Below are 23,556 nucleotides of genomic sequence, written 5' to 3' on the forward strand. Positions count from 1 at the left end.
CCAATATTATTGAGAACATTAACAGGATCATAAGAAAGTACACAAAGACAAAATGCAGCCTGCCCAACGACCAGGCAGTAGAAAAAGTAGTGTACCTGGCACTGATGCAAATAGCCAAAAAATGGAGCCAGCCACAGGATGACTGGGCTACCATGCTTGTAAACTTTATTGATATATTTGGTCAAGATAGATGTGATGTTGAATCATAAACCCTTTGCACAGTTATCTAAACTGGATAGAAAACCAGTTTACACAGTTATGTTAACACTCTCTTTATGTACCATTTGCCTGTCTTGCTGGCAGAATCAGGGGTTCCAGCCTTCAGCCTTTAAAAAATCCAACAGGATCTTATCATTAGCCGACATAGGTGGAAGCCAGGTATCTATCCTTTCCCTTTTCCACCAAAGTCCCTGTGGGTTTCCGGGCGGGGCAAATGCATACCGGTATAAGATGGCCCTGATGTACCTGGGCGGCGTACCATTGAAAGGGTCTTTAGCGAAAAGCCCCACGGCATCCCGGTCGTTATGCAGGAGTTTATACACCAGGTGCAGCGTCCATGGGTACTCGTTAGGTGTGGACATGGAGGCAAACCACATTTGCCAGTCAAGTCGTAATTGGTAGGGCGCTATTTGGGGTGAGGGTTGATCCAGGAGGACAGGCAGGCCCTTGTAGATATAGGGCTTCCAGTGCGCGGCATCACTCGTATCATTATCCATAGTGCCTTCAAGAACTACGTTAAGGCGCTCCTTACCTACCGTTCCAAAAGCGCCATAGGTATTAACAAGATCAAGCGGATCGAAGGAAGTATTCATGATTTGACGTGGAGATAACAGGTTAATGGCGGGGCGGATACTCAGTAATCCAATGACAATGGTTATTACCATGGCAGTGGTGTGCATGGGTTTTGATTCAATAGCATGCGCGGAAGCCTCCTGCGCCTTCTCCACCAGTTGCCGTGGCAGGATCCTGCTCCAGAACCCATCATCCAGGCAGGCCAATGCTGGTATAACGGTTAGCACATTTAAAAAGGACAGGTTACCACTCAGGAAAATATTCAATTGGAAGAGAATGATCACCACCCCTGCTATATGGCGCGCCAGCCGGGGCCAGAATACAAACCAGGGAGCTACCAGTTCTGCCAGGTGATTGAACCAAACACCCGCTTTCAACCATGTATGTGGCAGAAAATGAAACCACCTGCTTAAGGGCCCTGGTATGGGTTGGGTCTCAAACTGGTAATACAAGGCGGTAGCATTGCGCCAGATGGCATCACCACGCAATTTGATAAGGCTTGCTCCAAACATGATGCGGAAGATGAGCCAGCGGAAAAGGATGATAATAAGAAACGGTGGTGCTCTTTTAGGAAAGGGACGCATATCTAAGAGAGGACATAAAAAAATCGCCAGGAAACCGGTTTCGGTCAACTGTATTTCCCATCCGTAGCCATACCACTCCTGTCCTACATGAACGAAGGACATATAGAGTACCCACAGCATTGCCATGATAATAGCATTGGCATATCCAGCCATTACTAGCAAAGCAAGTAAAAGACCCGTCCAGCCTAAGATCATAAAAGCTGCATCTGAATGCGAGAACCAAAACAGGGAAGGCAGGCGCAGAAACCCGGCGGCCACAGATCCATAGGCAGCCGTTACCCTGTCGAGGTAAAGATTGACAGGTGTCAATCCATGAGAACCAATCAATGGCAATACCTGGTTAATGGCCACGAGAAATGCAATGGCATATACCAGTCCCAGTAAACGGAGGATCATGAACCGGGTAAGCCAGTAACCAGGGTTTGTGATGTTATGCTCTACGCTTTCCTCATTGCCTGGGCCATTACCCGGTGCTATTGGGTAATGTTCTTCCTGGTATTGTTCTAGTTGCATAGTGATGATATAAATGCAGCAATGAAAATGCCTGGTTGTCTATTTGGGTGATGGTAGCCGGGCATTAATACCGAATACATCCTTCATAGCTCTTTTGGCGGCATGGTATCCACACATACCATGCACACCCCCACCAGGTGGTGTAGAAGAAGAACATAAATAGATGCCTTTGGCTGAGGTCTTATAAGGCGACCAGCGCAATGCAGGTCTTGTAAATAATTGCCGTATGTCTATGATACCTCCATTGATATCTCCACCGATATAATTAGGATTGTATTTTTCCATATCTACTGTATTCATTACATGCCTGCCGAGGATACGCTCTTTAAATCCCGGGGCAAACCTTTCCACCTGGTTTTCTATACGGGTTGTCATATCCACCGTAGAACCATTGGGCACATGGCAGTAGGCCCAGGCAGTATGTTTACCTGATGGTGCTCTTGAAGGATCAAATAAGCCCGGTTGCGCAAGGATCACAAAAGGCTGTTGTGGATGTGCACCTGCGGCTGTTGACTTTTCAGCTTCTACTATCTCTTCCATTGTATTTCCAAAGTGAATGGTGCCTGCCTGCCGTCAATGTGGCGCTATAAAAGGAATAGGTTCCGCCAATGCCCAATCGATCTTATATACACCCATTCCATACCTGTAGTGGTTCAATTGCCATTTATACAAGCTTGATAAGCTATGACCAGCAATTTGGAGTAACTGCCGGGGTGTGATATCAAATAGAATGGCATGTGCAGAAGGTAATTGCTCCATGGAATGCACATAAAAATTGGTTTGAATCTTACCGCCCAATGAAACAAAATAAGATGCTAAGGCATGGGCAATAGATTGGGAGCCTCCTTTTGCAAGAGGCCATCCACCTGTATGCGCTGTGATCAGCAAAACAAGGGCAATGGCTGAGGTGGCAATATTGGAAAGAGGCTGTAAAGCATGTGCAGCCATTCCTGCCCATAATGCTTTTGCTTCCGGGGTGATAAAGCGCTTAGACATGGACGTTGCTGAAGAAAGGGCCTTCCATCCAAATTGAGCCATAAGGTAAGGATGCGCGGGTAAATGCAGTGGCGCAAGGATATCATTTGCTATTTTAGGCCAGCTCCCTACCAATAGAGCTAACAATTGTTTATAAGCGTCTTGATCCTGGCCCAGGAGTTTTGCAGTTTTATCCAAGCCAGGTAGGAGAACAGCTTCGGTGCCATCTTCAAATGGGTGGGCTGCCGGTATGGGAGGAAAGATATATTCCAGGCCATGGTCATGCAAGGGAAGGCTTTTGAAAAATGGAGAGGCTAAGGCCAGGGGGTGAATAGCAGAACAGACATCATGTATAAATCCCGGCAGGGTCAGTTCTTGTGTACGTAAACCTCCACCAATAGTCTCCTTTCCTTCTATCAATAACACCGAAAGGTGTTGCTGTTGCATGGCAATGGCAGCAGCCAAACCATTAGGTCCTGAACCTACAACTATGGCATCAAAGTCTTTCTTACCTGTTGGCATGGATGAGATACTATTAAGCAGCTATTGTTCTGAGCTTATTCTAAAAGAGACCTTTACAATTATTCAATTATCATTCCCCCTATTGTTTATTCTCCTGGAAATTCAACAGTGTATTTAATCCATTAATAATTTGGAAATATTTACCCCGGGAAAACAAATAAAAAGGTATATTCAGTTAACCTTTTTCCTTAACCTTTAAGCAATTCAAATGAAACCAATCCCCGTATGCCTGCTGATCTGTGCCTGTGCCATATTTACAAGTGCTAAAGCCCAGAAGACGACTCTCTCAACAGCAGAAACCAACGCCTTGATTGTTGTGCACGAGAACCAAAAACTGTCATTATTTGTATATGATTCTTTATATGCCATCTGGGGTATTAACCCGTTTGGTAATATCAGGTCTGCTGAGAGCCAACATGTAAGTTTCCTGGATGATGTTGCAGATAATTATGCCCTTGAACTTGAAACAAACGAACCAGGAAACAGTGCAGCAACGTTTACTACTCCACAGGCTGAAACCATTTACCAGGAATCTATATCTAAAGGATCGTTGTCTGTGGTTGATGCATTGAAAATGGGGGCAAGGCTGGAGGAAATGAGCCTTCAGGTACTTCATAATGCAAAAGCAGTCACCATTAAATCTGACCTGCTGCATACATTTGATATCCTGGCCATGGGTTCTAAAAATAATCTGCAGGCTTTCAACAGGCGACTTAAAATGTATGGCATTACCTATGAGCCAGGATTCCTGGAACAAAAGGACTTCAGGAATATCATCAATCAATAGTAGTATGCGGCTAACAGATTATACTGGCTGTTCGATAGTGTTGACACCAGTTGATTGACCAATAACCAGTTTTGCCGGCAGGTGAATTTGAGTGATCTTTTTGGGCCGGGTCATTAATTCAACGAGGGTTTGAACCGCAACTTTTCCCATTTCATCAAGGGGCTGACGGATATGTGTAAGCGTGGCATAAAACAGGTCAGTAGCATCTGACTGGTCAAAACTCAGGATCTTAAGGTCATTCGGCACTTTTAAACCCAGCCTGTTGATATACTTCAAGCCGAGGGTTGAAACTTTGTTACTTGCAAAAAACAGGGCATCAATGGGTTCGGGCAATGCAAGTAAAGCCTTAATAGCTTCCTTAACCTCTTCTGCAGAAGTATCAATAGGAACTTCTTTTATCCAGCTTTTGCTGACCGTTATACCATTCTTTTTTAAAGCGGACTGGTAGCCCTTTTTACGGTCCTGCAAATGGGATAAGGTAGTTTTAAATCCGATGAAGCCGATCCTGCGGCAACCAGCCATCACCAGGTGTTCCACGCCTGTAAAGGAAGCTTCGGTATTATTTACTGCCACGTAATTCACCTTCAGACCCGGGAAGTAACGGTCGATCAATACAAATGGAACTTTGCTTTTTTGCAGGTATTCAATCAGCGGCTGGTCATTTGCAGCAGGGGCAAAGATGATCCCATCCACTTGCCGGTCCAGCATTACGTTAATGATCCTTTTGGAACGTTCTTCCTTTTCATCTGAACTGCCGACAATGACTGTGTAATTGTTTTTCTCTGCTTCATCCTCTATAATGCGGGCAATAGTGGAAGAAAAAGGATTGGCGATATCGGCAACTACCAGTCCAATAGTATTGGTTTTATTTGTCTTCAGGCTTTTAGCTATCTGGTTAGGACGATAATTCAACTTCTGCGCCGTATCCCTGATCTTCTTTGATATTTCTTCACTGATCCTGCCTTGCTTTTTATTATTCAATACATAGGAAACCAATGCAATGGAAACGCCTACCTTCTGGGCTATATCTTTTAATGATACCTTTTTCTTCATAAATGGCAATAAACAGGAACAAGTTAATCATACCTGATTAATGAAAAGTAATAAATAATGGCAATTTGTTAAAATTTCAGCAGTTTACCTATTTTTTTGTTTAAACGTTTAAACAAAACTACTACATTTGTGTCGTCTTAGTGCATGATCAGATAGAAAAGGATCGCAAAGCACTAAAATCGCAAACACGATATTTCAACTCTTCATATAGCAAGCAATCGTTAGTCGTCCGTTGTTTCTACAACGGACTTTTTTTTGTTTGAAGCCTTAACAATACGGTAATATAGCATTGGAAATAATAAGAAACATCGGCTACAAACAGCCACCATGGCTGATTTTAAAGATCCATATAAAGTTTGCGATCATAGATGTGCCATAAATTGGTGTTGCAACAGCTATTATTTGCAACTAAGTTTGCATAACGAAAAACCTGAACCACCCGGTTCCTAATAATTGCCTGCTCCTACCGATTGCTTTTCATGAACAATTATTTTTTTATTAATTAAACATTTCAAATATGAAAACGCAAACAAAGAATCCAATGAGAACAATCGCAACAAGTATTTTATTTTTCCTGGTTATATTGGTTAGTGGAACAAGTGCTATGGCGCACGACGTCACAGGAAATCAAAAGCCAGGCATCAACTACCTTGGAAAAAGTGAAGGACAACACGTTGTGCAGGTAAATTTTGAAAATGCCAACAGCCAGCCATGGGCTTTATCTGTTCAGGATGCAGATGGAAATATATTGTATACTACCAAATTCAATGAGCAAAACTTCTCAAAGAAATTCCAGGTAGCCCAGGGTGATGCTCCAGATGTTAAATTGACATTTGTTTTCACTTCCGGCAAGACCAGGCATACACAAACCCTGGAGATCAACACATCCAGCTATACTGTTGAAGATGTAACAGTTACCAAACTTTAAATTGATTGACATTAACAAGGTAAGGTGTAAGGAGCCGTTTGCTTTGACATGGGCACCTTATTCACCTGATCTTGTTGATGTTTGATTCCAGACAAGTCAAAATTGTTAAAGTCGGGCAATGTGTTTAAACGTTTAAACAGATGGCCCTACTTTTGCACTTCCAAAGAAAGCGGCTTTCCAGCCGGCAATCTTAAAGTATTAAAATATAGAAACATGAAAAACACGACCACTCAAGACCAGGAAAAAAGATATGTAAAGATCAGGGCCCAAAAAGAGGAAACGGCTATACCTGCAAGCAATAAAAATACAAACGAGGAAGCAGCCCATTATGCAATGCATCCTCTTCAATATTGGGCCAGTCCAAATTTCTTTTTGGCACCCTTAAGGAAAAAATAAAGTACCCCTTTATTTCTATTGCATTACCAATAGAACACATGAAAGCACAGATTACCCCGGTATTATACCGGGGTTTTCATTGTATCACCAGTGGGTACAATGATGGTATTATTGATCTTATGTAGTTGGGAGGGTATTTAAATAAAAGAGTAAGGAAATGCTATTGAATTACAAAGTTCGAAGTAGCGCCTGGAGAATTACATTCAGGCTCTTTGAAGTTAGTATGACCATGATTTAAAACCGATCATATACTTTGTCTTTCATAGAGATCATTTTCCCTGTCGCTTCTCCTGAGTTCTGAACGATTGTTAGAAGATACGCTTTGCATATTCTTTTCCCTGCCAGTTCGTGCAGAAGGATAATTTCTATCATCGGACGACCTTACACCTTCCGCCATACCAGGCTTACGATCTCTTTGATTATTGTTATTATTATTATTCCGTGACATGATTGCATTTATTAATTGAATCCGTAAATTTTATACCAAATCTGTTTTCTCCTCTCCCAGCCTTGCTGACTCTCCTTCATCCAAATCGTCATTAGGGCTAGAAGCACTTAGGTCCGGATCATTATCAATATCATTCAAAGCCTCATCATGGGCTCTTTCATTTATTTGTTTTTGGTCAGCAGAAATTTCCTTTGCCAATGGGTGTTCATGATGTCCCTGCTTAGGATTATTATTTGCCTTTTTCATAAAATTATTTATAAGATAGTCAATAAATACTATGCCGCAATGGCTTACAGAAACAATTATCTTTAGACCAATTTATAGAAATGGCCTTCATAGAAATTACTACATTAAATTCTCGGGAAGTTATTAAAGGGTATACAGGAAGGGCCGTACATACAGGCACAACCACCCTGATGTATTGGACAGTAGAAGCCGGTGCCGCCATGCCAATTCATAACCATATACATGAACAGGTAGCGCACGTTTTAAAGGGGAAATTTGAATTGATCGTAGAAGGAGAAATCAAAATATTAATACCAGGAATAATAGCAGTAATTCCACCCAACATCCCTCATGGAGGTCGTGCCCTGACAGATTGTGAATTACTTGATGTATTTACGCCTGAAAGAGAAGATTATAAATTTTGAAAACTGACAAGCTGAACAATCTGTTCCAGGTATATTTTGTCCGTGTTATCGAAATGCTCAAGCTCAGCACTATCAGCATCCAGGATAGCTATCACTTCATTATTATATATGATGGGCACTACAATTTCCGACCTGGATAAACTGCTGCAGGCAATATGCCCTGGAAATTTTTCAACATCCGGAACAATAAGTGTTTCCGCTTTTTCCCAGGAGGCTCCACAAACTCCCCGCCCTTTTTTAATACGTGTACAGGCAACCGGTCCCTGGAATGGGCCTAGAACCAGTTCATTATCTTTCACCAGGTAGAAGCCCACCCACAACCATCCAAATTGTTCTTTTAAAGCTGCAGCTACATTTCCAAGATTAGCTACCAGGTCCGTCTCACCTTCTAACAAACCCTTGATCTGGGGTACCAGGGCTTCATATTGTTCCTCTTTTGTACCGATGATTATTGATAAGTCTTCAGCCATAACCTGTAAAGATAAACCATGGAATTATGGTAACAAAAGTTCACCGGATTGGTTGGATATAAAAAAAGCTGCCCATAACAAGCAGCTATAATTTTTGAATATATGTGTATTAATTAATTACCGCCATTTCCGGAATTCTGTCGCCGTTGCATTTGTTCCTTCCTCATTTCTTCAAAAAAAGTATTGACATCCTTTACCTGGTCGTCTGTAAGTGGAATAGCTTTTAAGGATGCATTTTGAGCTTCCAGTAATTCCGTATTCTTTTTAGTTCTTTCTTCATCTGTTAAGGTTTGATCCATCCTGATATCCCTTCTTTTGCGCTGGTTACTAAAATTGATCTCGATAACCTTATCTGCCTGTGCATCGGTAAGCTTTGTTTTTTCAATAAGGGAAGGTTTTATTCTTTCCTTCATTCTTTGCATCATAGCGGCAGGGTCCCTGTCACCATTCTGTTGCGCATCAACCTTTGTTGAATATACCATGGTAAACAGCACCACCAGGAAAAACAGTTTTTTCATTTGTTTGTTTTTAGACCAGTAAGGTATTTATTTCTGATGTTAAGCAAGGTTAAAAGCTAATCAAAACCTGACCACCAGTCCTATTTTAACTCAAAAAGCAGGAACTGTGTTTTGTCAACTAATGAAAAATTATCATCAGCTACAAACAAAAGAGTTGCATGACCATTTGGAAGTACAGGGCCCCAGGTTACACCTTCAATATTATACACCGGGATTGGTAATTCCTCCATATTTAAAACTAATTTCTTTGCTACAGGCCTTACATTTTTTGCTGTCAACAGGGATGTAATGGAAGATACATCCGATGCATGTTGAAGGTCTGCCAGGTAAAGCTTGATGACACAACCTGCACGGCCTGTTGAGAAGGAGCGCTCAATAGTCAGTAACTTATTTTCAGCCATCCAGAATATCTCTGAAACACCATTTATTTTAAAGGCACCTGCAGGTTGTGCAGGATATGCCACGGGATCTGTCTTATAAGCATATTGAGCTAAAGGTTTACGCGTTTTTACATCAAACTTTATGATGCGTGTCCATGCGAAGGTATCGGCAGTGGCTGCCTGTACTCCATCTTCAAAAAGAGGCTCCTCCACATTTACATATAAGGAACGGTATTTTTTGTCAAAACTTATTCCTTCAAACGAACCATTGTTTCTTGGACCTTTTTCCAGTTGGCTCATATGTAAGTTGGCCGGCAAAAGAAAACTATCCATCCATTTCCCATCCAGGCTACTGATGAACACCGAAGGATCGCGTAAAGTCCATTCATTATTTTTCCTTGTCCTTTCTCCCTCACTACTCCAAACAATTTGATCGGCTGGCTGAAAATACCGTATTGCCTCAGGATCAATAGTGGCAGGTAAATAAGGAGTTTGGTGTTGATTCAATAACGTAGTTACTGAGAGGAATTGCACTGTATCAATGCCTTTATCACCAAGCTGGATCTTTGCCTTGTATACCCGGGCAGGATCAATCTTGGAACCATCATCCGAGATAATGTAATACACATCTTTTTTAGCATCGTAGTCTATACCCGATAAACCTCCCACGGTAGTTCCATTGTATTGTGCTTTCAGGGGTATGGTGTATTGTCCCAGGTACTGCAATTGGGTGTTATTATCTATGCTAAACCTGCGTTGTGTAGCACAACCAAATAAAAAGAACAACAGGAAAGCACTATATCCATATTTCATAACTGTCATTTCAAAGGGCAAAATTGCTGTATCTTTTGTTGATTGGGCAAACGAATTTTAATTCATAGAAAAATCTGTTATTCCTCTGCCCGCGGGTATAATATTGTAGTGTAATAGATGTATAAACTGAATGAAAAAAATCCTGTTCTATTTAAAGGAATATATTACCGGGCTTGATAAAATGATGCTGGTCTTTTGCAGTTTGCTTGCTGCTGCAGGCATTTTCCTGAATTACCATTTTGAATTGTACAGGAAGATCCATGGATCTCCAGTTCAAATACAGTATGCATGCTGGTTGCTGGTATTTTTAATAGCATTTGCTTTTCCTTATATAATCTATTCCTTAGCAACAGGAAAACCTTTATTTTCCAACACCAGTTTTATTGCTTTACTAATAGTAGCCCCGGCCTTATTTGCCTGGAAAATGGTGTATACTATAAATGTTCATTTCACCAACTCAATTCGATGGAATGAATACATCAACCATGTAATTTATTGGCCTTTGTTACTGTTTGTCATTTCCCTGGTGTTGTTCATTACATGGAAAATATATGCACCTGAACAGCCATTTTATGGAACAGATGCTCCAGGCTTTAAGGTTGCTCCTTATATCGGCATATTATTTATCATGGTGCCATTGATAGCGGCAGCTTCCACACAGCCTGATTTTTTGGATGTCTATCCCAAACTTAAAAACCTCCATTCCTGGCCTTCAGAGAAGGGAAAATGGTTGTATCAATTAATATATGAACTTTCCTATGGGTCTGATTTTATAACCATTGAATTATTCTTTCGTGGCTTTTTAATCCTGGGTTTTATAAAGTATGCCGGTAAGGATTCTATCCTGCCCATGGCTGTTTTTTATTGCGCCATTCATTTTGGCAAACCTATGGCCGAATGTATCAGCTCTTTTTTTGGAGGCATCATACTTGGAGTAATAACTTATAATACAAGGACTATTTGGGGAGGAGTCATTGTTCACCTGGGCATTGCCTGGTTGATGGAAATTGGCGGATGGCTGGGGAATATATACTATTGAAAAAATACTGCAAGCCTGTAAGCCGGTTTCTGTACTTTAATGCGAACATCAAAGCTGCTATCATTTATCTGCTTCCTGTATTGCTACAGGAATGTATCTGCCTACCCACCCAACATCGGGCGAGCAGCCCTCAGGCGTTGGTATACATGGCATTTCAGCACGCAAGGTTTACCCCCTCTTATTATTACTAATAACAGTTGTGGGCTTTTACCCCACATTTTCACCCTTACCAGTTTGATGAAAACATCTAACTGGCGGTTATTTTCTGTGGCACTGTCTCGTCCCGGAAACCCGGGAGCCGGCTGTTAACCGGTACGTTGCTCTGCGCTGTCCGGACTTTCCTACCCTAACAACCCTAATTCACCGTAAGGTGAAAAGAGTATCAGGATCGATAGCATAGCTTGCAGTAGAACAAAGGTACACTGAAATAATGATCATCAAATTTAGACACTGCCGGCAGCAAATATCATTTGAAAAAGATCTCAGTAGCGCCATAACCAAAAGAAGGATGGTATTGGTTCACAAAGGATTTCACTTCTTTTTTTAAACGGAGGATATCATGTATCTCGTCTCTAAGCTTTCCACTACCTACACCGTGAATGATGATCAATTGAGACTGATGGTGAGCTAATGCCAGCTCATACCATTTTTCAAACTCCTTTAGCTGTAAATGTAATATTTCACCATTCGATAAGTGCTTCCAGTTATCAGACAACTTTTCAATGTGCAGGTCTACAACAGTGCGGGCAGGCTGAAGGTGTTTTCGAATGTCTTTTAGACTATATACTTTAACGCCCTTGGGTGAAGCATCAAGGTCTATGGTTTCATCCTTAGGTTTATCGGGGAATGTATCAAATAATTTATAGGCAAATGTAGCTTCACCTTTTTGCTTTAGTAATTCTATCCTGTCAAACAATTGCTTTGGCTTAAGCTTCAGGCTAGATTCATAATAATCAGCCTTATGTTTTTCGGGGTTCAGTAAAGAGAATTCAAAGGTAAAGTTGGGACTGTCATTCATATCCTCAAATGGAATATCATGCAGGTAAAAATCACCAAATGAATTAACCTCATTCCTTATCTCAAATTCTGACCTGCCAAAGAACTGCAGGTAGTAATTAAAATTGTATGCTTTTTCGGTTCTGTTAACCAGGTGCACTTTCAACTCCACCACCACGTCATCTCCAAATTCATCTGTTTCAAATTTGGGAAGAAAAGAAAGCCAGACGCCATCAGCCACTCTTGTAACAGGCGCTTTTTCCTTCCTGACATCCTCTACATACTTTTTTTCCTTCTTTGGTGGAAATAATTTCTTCTCTGTAAATCTTTTGAAATAAGGAAAATCAATCTGGTCCATATAGGCAGGGAACTTTACACCCCTGACCTCTATCATAACCATTTTGTCATTTATAATATCAATGATCTCACCTTCCTCATTGGAATGCAACACTACAATCTTATCGCCTAACTGGTACTTCATGTTCTTAAAAACGCTTATTAGCTGTTAAATGCATGGAAAAACAACGTGTAAAGGTACGTTTGAAACAAGAAACAGCGGGCCAACCAATGATGTACGCCTTTAGAATTAACAAGGTTGAAAACAATAACCGCAAGGACTATCCAAGAGGTGTTCCCGCACCAGCTAATGTTTCCTTTGCCAGCCGGCTGTTTTTAAATCCATAGGTAAAGTATACCACCAGTCCAATGGCAAGCCATATAAGGAAGCGGTACCAGTTGGTATGACTTTCCTGGGCCATCAGGTAGAAGCAACTGGTAAACCCCAAGACCGGGATCAGGGAGAAATCCTTAACAAAAGATAGTACTGCGATGATTGCTGCAACCACCCAAAAAATGCCCATAGGGAATCCTTCTTTTGTAAGCACATTTTGAAAGTGTTCAGGGTTATACTTAATCACCAGGATCACAGAAGCAATAAACAAAGCAGGAATAATGTACTTACCGCTTACGTGTGGCACCCTGAATTTAGATTCAGCCCTGTTCTTTTGCTTTTGCAAAACAATCACACCCGCACATACCAGCACAAAGGCAAACAGGGTTCCTATGCTTGTCAGGGCAAGCAATACCTCGATATTGAGAAAAAGCGCCGGAATACCGACTACCAGGCCCGTAAGGATGGTAGAAAAAGATGGCGTTTGGTATTTTGGGTGGATACGTGAAAATATCTTTGGCAATAATCCATCCCTACTCATGCTCATCCAGATTCGTGGCTGGCCTAACTGGAAAACCAAAAGCACACTGGCAGTAGCAATGATGGCACTGACAGCTACAATACCCGAAACCCAGTACAAACCACGCTGATCGAATACTTCAGCTAATGGATCACCCACATTCAATTTAGTATAGGGGATCATGCCTGTTAGTACCAATGCCAACAACACATAAAGCACTGTGCAGATAATCAGGGAATAGATCATTCCTTTAGGCAGATCTCTTTGCGGATCCTTGCATTCTTCTGCAGTGGTAGAAATAGCATCAAACCCTATATATGCAAAGAATACAGCAGATACGCCTTTAAGGATGCCACTGATACCATTAGGTGTAAAAGGCGACCAGTTTTTGGGGTTGACATAATAAGCTCCCAGGACGATCACTAAAAAAACCACTGCCAGTTTAATGATCACCATGATATTACTCAATGACCTGGACTCTTTTATGCCTATAAAAACTACATAGGTAATCAACGCTACTATAAGGAAGGCAGGAACATCCATTAATATTCTGAGACCGAAAATCTGGGGAGCATTCGTCCAGGCACGAACTGCAGCTTCTGTACCCTCTGCAAACCCTCTCTGGGCAGTTACATAATCCATGGTGAGCCAATCAGGTATATGCATGCCAGCTTTATCTAAAAGGCCGGTAAAATATTCACTCCAGGAAATAGCCACCACCACATTACCAATGGCGTATTCCATTAACAGGTCCCAGCCAATGATCCATGCAAATATCTCCCCAAAGGCAACATAGGAATAGGTATAGGCACTTCCTGATACAGGCACTGTGGAAGCAAATTCCGCATAGCAAAGGGCTGCAAAGCCACAGGCGATAGCGGTGAACATATAAAGGAAAATGACACCAGGGCCACCATTATAGCTGGCATTGCCGATACTGCTGAAAATACCTGCTCCGATAACAGCGGCAATACCCATAAAGGTGAGGTCCCGAACCCCCAGCACCTTTTTTAACCCCGAACTATGCCCTTCACTATCATGTAAACCCTCTTCTGCTTCTCTTAAAATGGTAGGTATAGATTTCTTCCTAAGCAATTGATTTGTCATCCAATACATTATTTGAAGGGCTCAAAATATCGAAAAATTGTTACCGCTCATCAGCGAAAGGAAGGTTTTTGCCAATAATGGCAATAAAAAGATGACTAAAATCAGTTTTACGGTTTATAAAGGTCAATTAATAAAGGATAGGCATGTCCCAAATTTGCCTAACAAAAATTGAACGATATGTCAACAACAACAATGGATCACTCTTTTAGCACAGCGTATACAGAACAAGCCACTCAAACAGGCATTTTTTCTAAATTCATGACCTGGTGTAAAGGCCAGGATGAAAACCGCTTTATGTGGATCGGGATAGTTCTTGCCGGTCATGGGTGCATATTAACCCCTTTAACGGTAATGGCTGTGTTGATGGCCGGCACTAATATGTTCTTATTTATGCTCTGTATTGTATCTATGGGAATGGCTTTAGTAACCAACCTGGCAGCCATGCCTACAAAGATCACCATTCCTGTATTTGTATTAAGTGTACTTATAGATATAGCTGTTATTATTTCCTGCTTTGCAATAGGGCTTGACATTGCCAAAACTTACATTTAAACCCTAGTGCTGCCGTTGCGTTAAATAAAGAGCCAGTTCTTTCAATGGCTCTTTTCTTTTTGTAAGTACTGCAATGTCTTCCAGGTGGTCAAAGGCCTGTTCCATATATTTTTCTTTTAATGCCCTGGCCCATTCATCTACGCCACAGGCCTTAAAAATGTTTAATACCTGGCTCACTTTGTCTTCACTATTGTTATTCAACAAAGCATGTAACTCTTCTTTCTGTGCAGGTGTAGCAGTTTCAAAGGCATGGATCAATAAGAATGTTTTTTTATTTGCCTTGATATCACCGCCTACCTGCTTACCAAACTTTTCGGGGTCACCGAATGCATCCAGGTAATCGTCCTGCACCTGGAAAGCCAATCCAAGCTTTCGGCCAAATTCATATATCAGGTTTTGATTTCTTTCAAGAGCCCCTCCAAGGATGGTACCCATTTTCAAACTGGCAGCCAGCAATACTGACGTCTTCAGGTTGATCATATTCAGGTACTCATCATAACCTACATTATCACGCTTTTCAAAGTCCATGTCTAACTGCTGTCCTTCACATACTTCACGTGCAGTTTTATTAAAAAGAGAAATAATAAGTGAGCTATGATTAGGTGAGATCCTGTTCAGGTATTCATAGGCTGCTACCAGCATCACATCACCGGCGAGCAGTGCTGTACTTTCCCCAAACTTCTGATGCACTGTTTCGTTCCCCCTTCGCAAAGGAGCTTTATCCATTATATCGTCATGAATAAGGGTGAAGTTGTGAAACAGCTCGATCGCGGTTGCAGCATGCATAGCATCCTGAGAAATATCACCAAAAAGTTCATTACCCATCAGGCAAAGAACAGGTCGCACTCTTTTGCCACCCAACTTCAGGAAGTAGCGGTTGGGTTCATATAAAGATGCAGGTTCCTTAGGGAAGTGATCGGTATTAAATCTTTCTATAAAAAGGCGTGAAAGTTCTTCAAACGTGTGCATTATTCTCCAGTCTTTTTCTTTTTACGTTTTTGCTTTGATTTGTTTTCTTCCTCCTGTTCTTCCAGGGTGGCAGTAAGCACCCATTCATAATCAAGTTGTCTTTTTTCCAGGTTGGCAGCAATAACTTTGATCCTTACACGGTCTCCCATACGGAATTTTCTTCCACTCCTCATTCCTACCAAGCTGTAGTCTGTGTCAACCAGCCTGAATTCATCATATTCCGCCAGGCTGGTAATACTTACCATTCCTTCACATTTATGTTCTATAGTCTCCACCCAAAAACCAAATGCTGCCACTCCGCTGATCACACCCTCAAATTCTTCGCCCACAAAGTCTTTCATGTATTCCACCTGTTTATACTTGTTGGCAGCTCTTTCTGCATCCATAGCAGCCCGTTCACGTTCGCTGCTATGCTTGCATTTTTGATCCATTTTTTTATCAGGCTTGATACTCTTATTAATTACTTGCTCCACTACCCTGTGCACCATGATGTCAGGGTAACGTCGGATAGGTGAGGTAAAATGACAATAATGCTCAAAACCTAAACCATAATGGCCAATATTTTCTGAAGTATAGACTGCCTTTGCCATAGTGCGGATGCCTAATTGTTCCAGCACATGTTGTTCGGGTTTCCCATGCACATCTTTCAGCATGGTATTAAAAGACTCGGCAATTTTTTCAGGAGTGGACGTATCAAATTTATGCCCGAATTTTCGGGCAAAAGCCATAAAAGGCAGTAGCTTCTCTTCTGAGGGAAGGTCATGCACCCGGTAAGGAAAGGGAATTGGTTTTTTGTTGATCTCTATTTTTGAAATATTCTCTGCAACATATTTGTTGGCCAACAGCATGAATTCTTCAATAAGCTGGTGCGCCTCTTTACTTTCCTTGACAATGATACCAATTGGCTTTCCCTTTTCATCCAGCTTGAAACGAACTTCTGTGCTTGAAAAATTGATAGCCCCAGACTCAAACCTTTTTTTGCGCAGGCGCTGGGCAATGCTGTTCAATAATAATATTTCATCCCTGTACAGGCCATCCTCCTTTTCAATAATCTCCTGTACTTCCTCGTAGCTAAACCGATGGTCAGAATGTATGGCAGTTTTTCCAATCCAGTATTGTTTCACCTGGCCTTTGGGTGTCATCTGAAAGACAGCAGAAAAGGTTAGTTTGTCTTCATTTGGCCGGAGAGAACAGAGAACATTTGAAATATGCTCTGGCAACATCGGGTTGACCCTGTCCGGCAAATAAACAGAAGTAGCTTTCTGGTAAGCCATTTCATCCAGCGCTGTATCTGGTACCACATAATGACTTACATCCGCAATATGAACACCGATCTCGTAATTACCATTTTTTAATACCCTTAATGACAAAGCATCATCAAAGTCCTTTGCATCAACAGGGTCTATGGTAAATGTCAGAATTTCGCGAAAGTCCTTCCTTTTATTGATCTCGTCCTGTGAGATCTGGTCTGGAATCCGCGCTGCTTCTTCAAGTACTTCATCGCTAAACCCAAGCGGAAATCCATTTTCCAACAGGATCTCTTTCATGGCCACGTCATTACTATCTTCTGCATCCAGAATACTGATTACTTCACCAACAGGACGTTTTTTAGTGTCTTTTTCCCATTCCTTTATTTTCACCACCACCCTGTCACCATCCTGTGCCTCATTAAAACTTGCCTGTGGGATAAATATGTCAGGGATTTTCTTATTGCCTTCCGCTATAAAAAAGGCATAACCTTTATTCATTTCCAGCCTGCCTACAAATTCCATTTGCTTTCGTTCAAGCACATCTACTACCACCCCCTGCATGCGTTTTCCGGTTTTATCAGGATCAACCTGCACTCTGACTGTATCACCATGCAAGGCAGTATTAAAATCATTGGGTCTTACCAAAATATCTGTTTCTAATCCAGTTACCACTACAAAACCCATCCCTGAGCGGGTGATCTCCAGCACCCCTTTATATTCATCGAAGTTTCTTGTCCTTTTCCTATCTGATTTTTTAGAATTTTTACGGCTCATGGTAATGGTTAAGAGGGTTGTTTAAAGTTATCCAGGAATGAAATTACAGCATTCGTAAATTCATTCTCCTGGCCGAAAAGGAATTGGTTTTCAATTGGTATTACAAAAAAAGGCATGCCACTGAGTTCCTGGCGGAATTTCAAGAACCGCATGGCATCTTTTTCTGTTGTAAGAATGATCTTCCGGGGAGAGTCAATAGAATTGAATCGTTTAACTATATCACGCCAGTCATCAATAGTAAAAATATGATGATCATTAAAAGGCATCATATAGTATGTCTGTATGCGATCTTCCAGGAACATTTTTAAAGGCTTTGGATTAGCTATGCCCGTTACCAAAAGCACTTCAGTTTTATCGTCTATAAAAGTAAACTTATGATTGGTAATATGATAGGGAGTACCATAAGAAATAGAACTAAAGAATACTTTTTGATGTGGTAAGGGATTGATTTCTTCGGTGATATCAATTTTTTCCTGCATGGTGATACCATCCCTGCACTTTGTTACTACAATGATATCGGCTCTTTTATAACTGGATGGCATATCCCGTAGATCGCCTGTAGGCAGGAAAAAATCCCGGGTAAATAGGTTGCCATACTCTGTCAAAATAATATTAAGTCCTGCCTTAATAGCCCTATGCTGGAAGGCATCATCCAGGATAATGACCTGGGTGGCAGGATTATCATGCAGCAATTGAGGTATGGCAACTATTCTCTCCTCACCTACAGCCACAGGAATATCAGGAAACTTTTTATGAAATAGCATGGGTTCATCACCAACATCCAGTGCCGTTGTTTCATCTGTAGCCAGGGCATACCCTTTCGTTTTTCTTTTATATCCCCTGCTAAGGGTGGCAACCTTGTACCGGTGTTTCAGGTGCAGCACAAGGAATTCAACCATTGGAGATTTACCGGTGCCGCCCACTGATAGGTTGCCCACACAGATCAATGGCAAGCCGAAGGAACTGGAGCGCAGCAAATTATGGTCATACAACCAATTCCGTATCCATATTACCAAACCATATACTATAGCAAAAGGTAAAAGAAGAATCCGGAACGATTTTAAAAACCAATTAGAAAACATAAATCCTGTGAGGGGTAATACAAATATCTAAAGGTACATCAAATTCATTGGCGTCTTCAACACTATCAACAGGCTCAAAATAACACAGCCCGATCTTTAATGCATCAGGTCGACAGTTTTTAAGATACTTGTCGTAGTATCCTTTGCCATAGCCTACCCGGTAACCATTAAGGTCAAACGCCAGCATAGGAACCAGTATAATATCCAGGGATTCCGGGTTTGCCAGTTCATTATCCAGGGGTTCGGGGATATTGAATTCATTAGCCTCAAAAATGCTGTCAGCATTACATACCACAGCTTCCATTGTACCCTGTAAAAGGTTTGTTCTAGGGTAACAGATGTGAAGGTTTGGATTTTTAAAATGCAGGTAATCCGTTATAGGGAAAGTGTCGATCTCATTATATTCCTGTATGGGATAAAAACTGAAAACATATTCCAGGAACGGCAATTCAATTGTTTGAAACTGGATAAGGAGCAGATCATCCCACTTCATCTTATCGGTAACGGAAACAGCTTCTCTTTTCTTTCTAAATAAACTCCTGATCTCCTTTTTCCGCATGCTTAATCTTTTATCCTATTCTCAAAAATGGAAAAAATAGTAGTGCCATAATTTCTTGACATTTTATAAAAAGGATACTGTTCATAATTGTTGGCCGGCGTATGCTCAAGGATGAACCAGCCCCCATCATTTAAAAGTTCTTTTTCAAATATTAACCTGGGCAGGTCGTCTATATTCTTCAAGGCATAAGGAGGGCCCGCAAAAATAAAGTCAAATTTTTCCTGGCATTGATCAATAAAACGAAACACATCTGACTTGACAACATTAATATTTTTTATACCCAGGCCTTCTGCTGTCTTTTTAATAAAAGCGTGCATCTGGTTATCCTTTTCCACTATAGTCAGATCATCAGCGCCCCTGGATGCAAGTTCGTAACTGATGCTACCTGTACCTCCAAAAAGATCAAGTGTCTTTAACCGGGAGAAATCCAGGTTATTTTGAAGTATGTTAAAGAGGCCTTCCTTTGCTATATCAGTTGTAGGCCGGGTATAAGGCATTTTTGATGGAGGATTTATTCTTCTGCCTCCATAATCACCACTAATTATACGCATACAGCAAGATTTGAAGTGGAAGCAAAAAAATGTCCTGGCAGGTCATTCTCAGGCAATGAAACTGTAGTGTTGGTGTAAAAACTAATATGTAAAAAGTAATTGCGTATTTCAATAAATAACGCGGATGCTTCTTCAATAAGCCCGGATAAATAAACAGAGACCTCTGCCTGGTCTACACCTAACTCAGCTACTATCTTAAGTAAATAATAAACTACATCAAGTGGTGTTTTGTAAGCGTAGGTTTGAACCAACTCTATATGTGCTCCTTTTTTTACAAGAATTCTGAAAAACTGGGTAGTAAAATGAATAAATATCTTGTCCTCACCCCCACTGGCCGAACTATTTTTCAAAGCAGGGGTATATTCATGAAGGTATTGGGCTTCAGGATAAACTTCATTGATCATTGCATATATATCCTCAGCTAAGGAATAACTGTTTACCAATTGCCAGTCATTGATATTGTCCCTGAAAAATGCCTGGGCTGGTGCATCATAGGTTAATTGTAAAAGAGCATCTGCTTTTGAAGTATATTTTAACGGGGTTAAAAAAGAACTTGGAAAAGCACTACAAATGAAAACCCTGACAGGATTACTTTTTTTTGTTTCTTCCAATATGGATTCTAATGCGGACTTTAATTCAAATTCATCTATGGAACAGTATTTCAGCTCCACCAATGCATTACTCACATCCTGGTACCATGAATAGTTAATATGGTCTGCCCCTATTTCCAGTAGTAGAACAGCATTATCTTCCTGGTATTCATCGGTGCCGATATGGAAAAGTGTTTTCACTATTTTTATTTGCTGCAAAGTACGTATTTCATTAAAAACTGATTTACAGAAAAATCTTTCTTTAGTTTGCTTTCTTTTTAAGTATGAGCGAGAAGTTGCAGGTTGATTTTTCTTACAGGCAAATATTAAAAATTGCTTTGCCTATAGGACTGGCACTTCTCGTGCCACAATTCAACTTCATTATTAATAATATCTTCCTTGGGCACCTCAGTGAGGAAGCATTGGCAACAGCAAGCATTACAGGAGTTTATTACCTGATATTTGCGGGAATAGGCTTTGGATTAAATAATGGCCTGCAATCCCTGATTTCAAGGCGGGCTGGTGAGAACAGGCCTGAAGAAATAGGTAAAATATTTAACCAGGGTGTCTTTGTTTCCCTTGCCATTGCATCTTTTGGCATATTGGTTACCTGGTTCATCGCTCCTTTGATCTTTAAATCTACCATTCATTCTGAACAGGTGTTGATTGATGTGATCCGATTTTTGCGAATAAGAATATTTGGATTACTATTCCTTTACATCTACCAGATGCGAAATGCCTTATTGGTAGGCATTAACCAAAGCAGGTTATTGGTTATCGGAACCTTTGCTGAAGCTGTTGCGAATGTGGTCTTTGATTATGCCCTTATATTCGGACATTTCGGCCTGCCTAAAATGGGATTTGACGGTGCTGCTGTTGCATCAGTGATTGCAGAATTCATTGGCATGTTTGTAATATTCCTTGTGATCCGTTCCCGGGGTATAAGCCAAAAGTTTTCATTGTTTCAGAAGTTCACTATTGATAAACATTATTTGAAACTGATAGTAACTATTTCTGGTCCCTTAGCTTTTCAACATGCTATCAGTATTATTAGCTGGTTCTTTTTTTATATCCTGGTAGAGCACCATGGACAAACAAGCCTGGCCGTTTCCAATACCATGCGAAACATCTTTGGCTTTTTCGGATCGTTTATCTGGGCCTTTTCTTCTACTACCAATTCTATGGTGAGTAACATTATCGGCCAGGGAAAAAAGGAAGAGGTGGTAGGTTTAATCACACGAATTATGAAGCTGAGTTGCTCTGTAGCTGTCATTGTGTTTTTGTTTCTAAACATATTCCCGGCAGCCTTCCTATCCATTTATGGACAGAATGAGCAATTTATCTCGCTTGGTATTCCCGCATTAAGGGTAGTTGCAGTAGCCATGCTATTTATGTCGGTTGGCACAATTTGGCTTAATGCTGTTACTGGTACGGGTAATGGAAGGATAACGTTTATTATAGAGTTAATAGCTATATCCTTATACTGTATTTATGTTTACCTGGTACTGGAGTTGAACAGATTGTCAATAGTATGGGGCTGGATGTCTGAACTGATTTATTGGTCAGTACTTTTTACGCTTTCCTATTGGTACATCAGGAGCAAAAGATGGCATGCCACTGTTATTTAGATGTTTCACCAAAGCTTGTTATAGTATCACTACTTACTGGCAGCTATTCGGGTATATGTCACTCCTACTGAACCTGTAAAGTTCGTAATGGGCGCATTTAACTTTCGTATAGAAATAATGATCTTATTGATTTGCGGGAATTGCAATTCCAGTTTATCTGCTATCTGCATGGCGCAGGTTTCAATATAATACTGACGTATCCTGAATTCTTCCTGCACAATGCGATAAACGGCCACGTAATCTACTGTTTGGGACAGTGAGCTGACATGTAATTCCGGGGCCAGCGTGTCAATGGAAATATCAACTTCAAACTCATTACCAACTTTATATTCCTCTTCATACATGCCATGCCCGGCAAAAAATCGAAGACCTTTTAGTTCAATATTAAATTGTCCAGGCATAGCATTGATATAATTTAAGTTCCGGGAAAAGCTTAATGAATGCCTTTTTCAGACAGGTATCGTTCTGCGTCAAGTGCGGCCATACATCCACTTCCTGCAGCTGTTACAGCCTGGCGGTATATTTTATCCTGCACATCTCCCGCAGCAAATACACCTTCAACATTGGTTTTAGAAGAACCTGGTATTGTTTTAATATACCCGGCTTCATCCATATCAATCACTCCTTTAAAAATGTCAGAGTTAGGGGTATGCCCAATAGCCACAAAAAAACCTTTTATAGGCACCTCAACTTTTTCTCCTGACTGATTATTTTTGATCCGGACAGCTTCCACTGTTTTTTCACCAAGTATTTCATCTGTTTCAGAGTTCCAGTATATCTTGATATTCGGCGTGTTTTTTACCCTGTCCTGCATCACTTTACTGGCCCGCATTTCATCACGCCGAATAAGCATGTGTACGTTAGTGCATAATTTAGACAGATACAAAGCTTCTTCTGCCGCCGTATCGCCTGCACCCACTATAGCTACATCCTTTCCTCTGAAAAAGAATCCATCACAAACAGCACAGGCACTGACACCATAACCATTAAGCCTTTGTTCGCTCTCTATATTCAACCACTTGGCTGATGCACCTGTTGAAATAATAATTGACTCAGCCTCAATGATCTTTTCTTCGTCGATCCATACTTTATATGGTCTTGCTGAAAGATCAACTTTAGTAGCCAGACCGTAACGTATATCCGCACCCATTCTTTGGGCTTGTTTTTCAAAATGTACCATTAGCTCTGGTCCCTGGATGCCATCCGGAAACCCGGGGTAATTTTCAACATCTGTAGTGATGGTTAATTGTCCACCTGGCTGAATGCCCTGGTAAAGTACAGGCTTTAAATTAGCCCTTGCAGCATAAATAGCCGCAGTGTACCCTGCCGGACCCGATCCTATAATTAATAGATTTACTTTTTCTGTTTGATTCTTATCCATGCTCATTGTTGTGCTTAGTTCGCGAAATTAGATGGAAATGGGCTAAAAGAATACCTAAG

27 protein-coding genes and 1 other RNA gene are annotated in these 23,556 nt (G+C 41.0%); 8 read left to right on the forward strand and 20 right to left on the reverse strand.

Annotated elements, in window-relative coordinates:
• On the forward strand, positions 1-209 hold a 209-nt coding region (locus tag BUA53_RS08415), incomplete at its 5' end, for a transposase (RefSeq protein ID WP_175546040.1).
• 96 nt (positions 210-305) lie between these two features.
• Here BUA53_RS08415 and BUA53_RS08420 read toward each other — a convergent pair.
• The 3 genes from BUA53_RS08420 to BUA53_RS21545 are packed head-to-tail and all read right to left on the reverse strand — an operon-like array spanning position 306 to position 3,386.
• The gene (locus BUA53_RS08420; RefSeq protein ID WP_084079918.1) at positions 306-1,889 is read right to left on the reverse strand and encodes a lipase maturation factor family protein; all 1,584 of its coding nucleotides are present in this window, start codon (positions 1,887-1,889) and stop codon (positions 306-308) included.
• 39 nt (positions 1,890-1,928) lie between these two features.
• Entirely contained in the window at positions 1,929-2,429 is a 501-nt protein-coding gene (locus tag BUA53_RS21540; RefSeq protein WP_245793066.1) for a phytoene desaturase family protein, read from the reverse strand.
• A 33-nt stretch (positions 2,430-2,462) separates the two neighbouring features.
• Positions 2,463-3,386 carry a phytoene desaturase family protein gene (locus BUA53_RS21545; RefSeq protein WP_245793068.1) on the reverse strand — a complete coding sequence of 308 codons (924 nt, stop codon included), beginning with the start codon at positions 3,384-3,386 and terminating at the stop codon, positions 2,463-2,465.
• Positions 3,387-3,594: 208 nt separating this feature from the next.
• On the opposite strand from BUA53_RS21545, the gene BUA53_RS08430 reads away from it, so the two are divergent.
• Positions 3,595-4,173: a DUF2202 domain-containing protein gene (locus tag BUA53_RS08430; protein WP_072834934.1), complete on the forward strand. Its 579-nt coding sequence runs from the start codon at positions 3,595-3,597 to the stop codon at positions 4,171-4,173.
• Between the two features lie 18 nt (positions 4,174-4,191).
• On the opposite strand, the gene BUA53_RS08435 is transcribed toward BUA53_RS08430, so the two are convergent.
• Positions 4,192-5,226, reverse strand: coding sequence for a LacI family DNA-binding transcriptional regulator (locus BUA53_RS08435; protein ID WP_072834935.1), 1,035 nt, complete (start codon positions 5,224-5,226; stop codon positions 4,192-4,194).
• 517 nt (positions 5,227-5,743) lie between these two features.
• Here BUA53_RS08435 and BUA53_RS08440 point away from each other — a divergent pair.
• Both BUA53_RS08440 and BUA53_RS08445 read left to right on the forward strand, forming a co-directional pair.
• Positions 5,744-6,154, forward strand: coding sequence for a hypothetical protein (locus BUA53_RS08440; RefSeq protein ID WP_072834936.1), 411 nt, complete (start codon positions 5,744-5,746; stop codon positions 6,152-6,154).
• Between the two features lie 213 nt (positions 6,155-6,367).
• Positions 6,368-6,550, forward strand: coding sequence for a hypothetical protein (locus BUA53_RS08445; protein WP_072834937.1), 183 nt, complete (start codon positions 6,368-6,370; stop codon positions 6,548-6,550).
• Between the two features lie 244 nt (positions 6,551-6,794).
• On the opposite strand, the gene BUA53_RS08450 is transcribed toward BUA53_RS08445, so the two are convergent.
• Together BUA53_RS08450 and BUA53_RS08455 are read right to left on the reverse strand one after the other, a co-directional pair.
• Positions 6,795-6,998, reverse strand: coding sequence for a hypothetical protein (locus tag BUA53_RS08450; RefSeq protein WP_072834938.1), 204 nt, complete (start codon positions 6,996-6,998; stop codon positions 6,795-6,797).
• Between the two features lie 30 nt (positions 6,999-7,028).
• Positions 7,029-7,244: a hypothetical protein gene (locus tag BUA53_RS08455; RefSeq protein WP_072834939.1), complete on the reverse strand. Its 216-nt coding sequence runs from the start codon at positions 7,242-7,244 to the stop codon at positions 7,029-7,031.
• 80 nt (positions 7,245-7,324) lie between these two features.
• Here BUA53_RS08455 and BUA53_RS08460 point away from each other — a divergent pair, with 80 nt between their 5' ends.
• Positions 7,325-7,648, forward strand: coding sequence for a cupin domain-containing protein (locus BUA53_RS08460; RefSeq protein ID WP_072834940.1), 324 nt, complete (start codon positions 7,325-7,327; stop codon positions 7,646-7,648).
• On the opposite strand, the gene BUA53_RS08465 is transcribed toward BUA53_RS08460, so the two are convergent.
• The 3 genes from BUA53_RS08465 to BUA53_RS08475 all read right to left on the reverse strand — a co-directional run bounded on the left by BUA53_RS08465 (position 7,636) and on the right by BUA53_RS08475 (position 9,829).
• Positions 7,636-8,118 carry a GAF domain-containing protein gene (locus tag BUA53_RS08465; RefSeq protein ID WP_072834941.1) on the reverse strand — a complete coding sequence of 161 codons (483 nt, stop codon included), beginning with the start codon at positions 8,116-8,118 and terminating at the stop codon, positions 7,636-7,638. The genes BUA53_RS08460 and BUA53_RS08465 overlap by 13 nt on opposite strands.
• Positions 8,119-8,231: 113 nt before the next feature.
• Positions 8,232-8,636, reverse strand: a complete 405-nt coding sequence (locus tag BUA53_RS08470; RefSeq protein WP_072834942.1) for a hypothetical protein — start codon at positions 8,634-8,636, stop codon at positions 8,232-8,234.
• A gap of 80 nt (positions 8,637-8,716) precedes the next feature.
• A complete protein-coding gene (locus tag BUA53_RS08475) occupies positions 8,717-9,829 on the reverse strand; it encodes an esterase-like activity of phytase family protein (RefSeq protein ID WP_072835111.1) in 1,113 nt (370 codons plus the stop codon).
• A gap of 130 nt (positions 9,830-9,959) precedes the next feature.
• On the opposite strand from BUA53_RS08475, the gene BUA53_RS08480 reads away from it, so the two are divergent.
• Positions 9,960-10,868, forward strand: a complete 909-nt coding sequence (locus BUA53_RS08480; protein WP_072834943.1) for a CPBP family intramembrane glutamic endopeptidase — start codon at positions 9,960-9,962, stop codon at positions 10,866-10,868.
• 2 nt (positions 10,869-10,870) lie between these two features.
• On the opposite strand, the gene rnpB is transcribed toward BUA53_RS08480, so the two are convergent.
• From rnpB to BUA53_RS08495, 3 genes are all read right to left on the reverse strand, one after another.
• Positions 10,871-11,276, reverse strand: an RNA gene (gene rnpB / locus BUA53_RS08485) — RNase P RNA component class A.
• Positions 11,277-11,334: 58 nt separating this feature from the next.
• Positions 11,335-12,345, reverse strand: a complete 1,011-nt coding sequence (locus tag BUA53_RS08490; RefSeq protein WP_072834944.1) for a Smr/MutS family protein — start codon at positions 12,343-12,345, stop codon at positions 11,335-11,337.
• A 136-nt stretch (positions 12,346-12,481) separates the two neighbouring features.
• Positions 12,482-14,170, reverse strand: a complete 1,689-nt coding sequence (locus BUA53_RS08495) for an amino acid permease (protein ID WP_245793070.1) — start codon at positions 14,168-14,170, stop codon at positions 12,482-12,484.
• A gap of 168 nt (positions 14,171-14,338) precedes the next feature.
• Between BUA53_RS08495 and BUA53_RS08500 the strand changes: the two genes are divergently transcribed.
• Complete coding sequence (locus BUA53_RS08500; protein ID WP_139256388.1) at positions 14,339-14,713, forward strand: hypothetical protein; 375 nt, start codon at positions 14,339-14,341, stop codon at positions 14,711-14,713.
• Positions 14,714-14,716: 3 nt separating this feature from the next.
• On the opposite strand, the gene BUA53_RS08505 is transcribed toward BUA53_RS08500, so the two are convergent.
• Genes BUA53_RS08505 through BUA53_RS08530 form a run of 6 tightly spaced genes read right to left on the reverse strand, consistent with a single transcriptional unit; the run spans position 14,717 to position 20,689 of the window.
• Positions 14,717-15,682: a polyprenyl synthetase family protein gene (locus BUA53_RS08505; RefSeq protein WP_072834947.1), complete on the reverse strand. Its 966-nt coding sequence runs from the start codon at positions 15,680-15,682 to the stop codon at positions 14,717-14,719.
• Complete coding sequence (gene rnr / locus BUA53_RS08510) at positions 15,682-17,706, reverse strand: ribonuclease R (protein ID WP_072834948.1); 2,025 nt, start codon at positions 17,704-17,706, stop codon at positions 15,682-15,684. The genes BUA53_RS08505 and rnr overlap by 1 nt, the downstream gene beginning before the upstream one ends.
• A gap of 8 nt (positions 17,707-17,714) precedes the next feature.
• Entirely contained in the window at positions 17,715-18,788 is a 1,074-nt protein-coding gene (gene lpxK / locus BUA53_RS08515; protein WP_072834949.1) for a tetraacyldisaccharide 4'-kinase, read from the reverse strand.
• On the reverse strand, positions 18,778-19,347 hold the full coding sequence (locus BUA53_RS08520) for a 5-formyltetrahydrofolate cyclo-ligase (RefSeq protein WP_072834950.1): 570 nt from the start codon (positions 19,345-19,347) through the stop codon (positions 18,778-18,780). The genes lpxK and BUA53_RS08520 overlap by 11 nt, the downstream gene beginning before the upstream one ends.
• Positions 19,348-19,349: 2 nt before the next feature.
• On the reverse strand, positions 19,350-19,898 hold the full coding sequence (locus BUA53_RS08525) for an RsmD family RNA methyltransferase (RefSeq protein ID WP_072834951.1): 549 nt from the start codon (positions 19,896-19,898) through the stop codon (positions 19,350-19,352).
• Positions 19,889-20,689 (reverse strand): DUF3822 family protein, encoded by an 801-nt coding sequence (locus BUA53_RS08530; protein WP_072834952.1) that lies wholly within the window; start codon positions 20,687-20,689, stop codon positions 19,889-19,891. Before BUA53_RS08530 ends, BUA53_RS08525 begins: the two co-directional genes overlap by 10 nt.
• Before the next feature lie 83 nt (positions 20,690-20,772).
• On the opposite strand from BUA53_RS08530, the gene BUA53_RS08535 reads away from it, so the two are divergent.
• On the forward strand, positions 20,773-22,116 hold the full coding sequence (locus BUA53_RS08535; RefSeq protein WP_072834953.1) for an MATE family efflux transporter: 1,344 nt from the start codon (positions 20,773-20,775) through the stop codon (positions 22,114-22,116).
• Between the two features lie 29 nt (positions 22,117-22,145).
• On the opposite strand, the gene folB is transcribed toward BUA53_RS08535, so the two are convergent.
• Both folB and trxB read right to left on the reverse strand, forming a co-directional pair.
• The gene (folB, locus tag BUA53_RS08540; protein ID WP_072834954.1) at positions 22,146-22,517 is read right to left on the reverse strand and encodes a dihydroneopterin aldolase; all 372 of its coding nucleotides are present in this window, start codon (positions 22,515-22,517) and stop codon (positions 22,146-22,148) included.
• Between the two features lie 32 nt (positions 22,518-22,549).
• Complete coding sequence (gene trxB, locus BUA53_RS08545) at positions 22,550-23,497, reverse strand: thioredoxin-disulfide reductase (protein WP_072834955.1); 948 nt, start codon at positions 23,495-23,497, stop codon at positions 22,550-22,552.
• Between the last annotated feature and the right edge of the window lie 59 nt (positions 23,498-23,556).

It is taken from the genome of Flavisolibacter ginsengisoli DSM 18119, assembly GCF_900129295.1.
GTDB lineage: Bacteria > Bacteroidota > Bacteroidia > Chitinophagales > Chitinophagaceae > Flavisolibacter > Flavisolibacter ginsengisoli.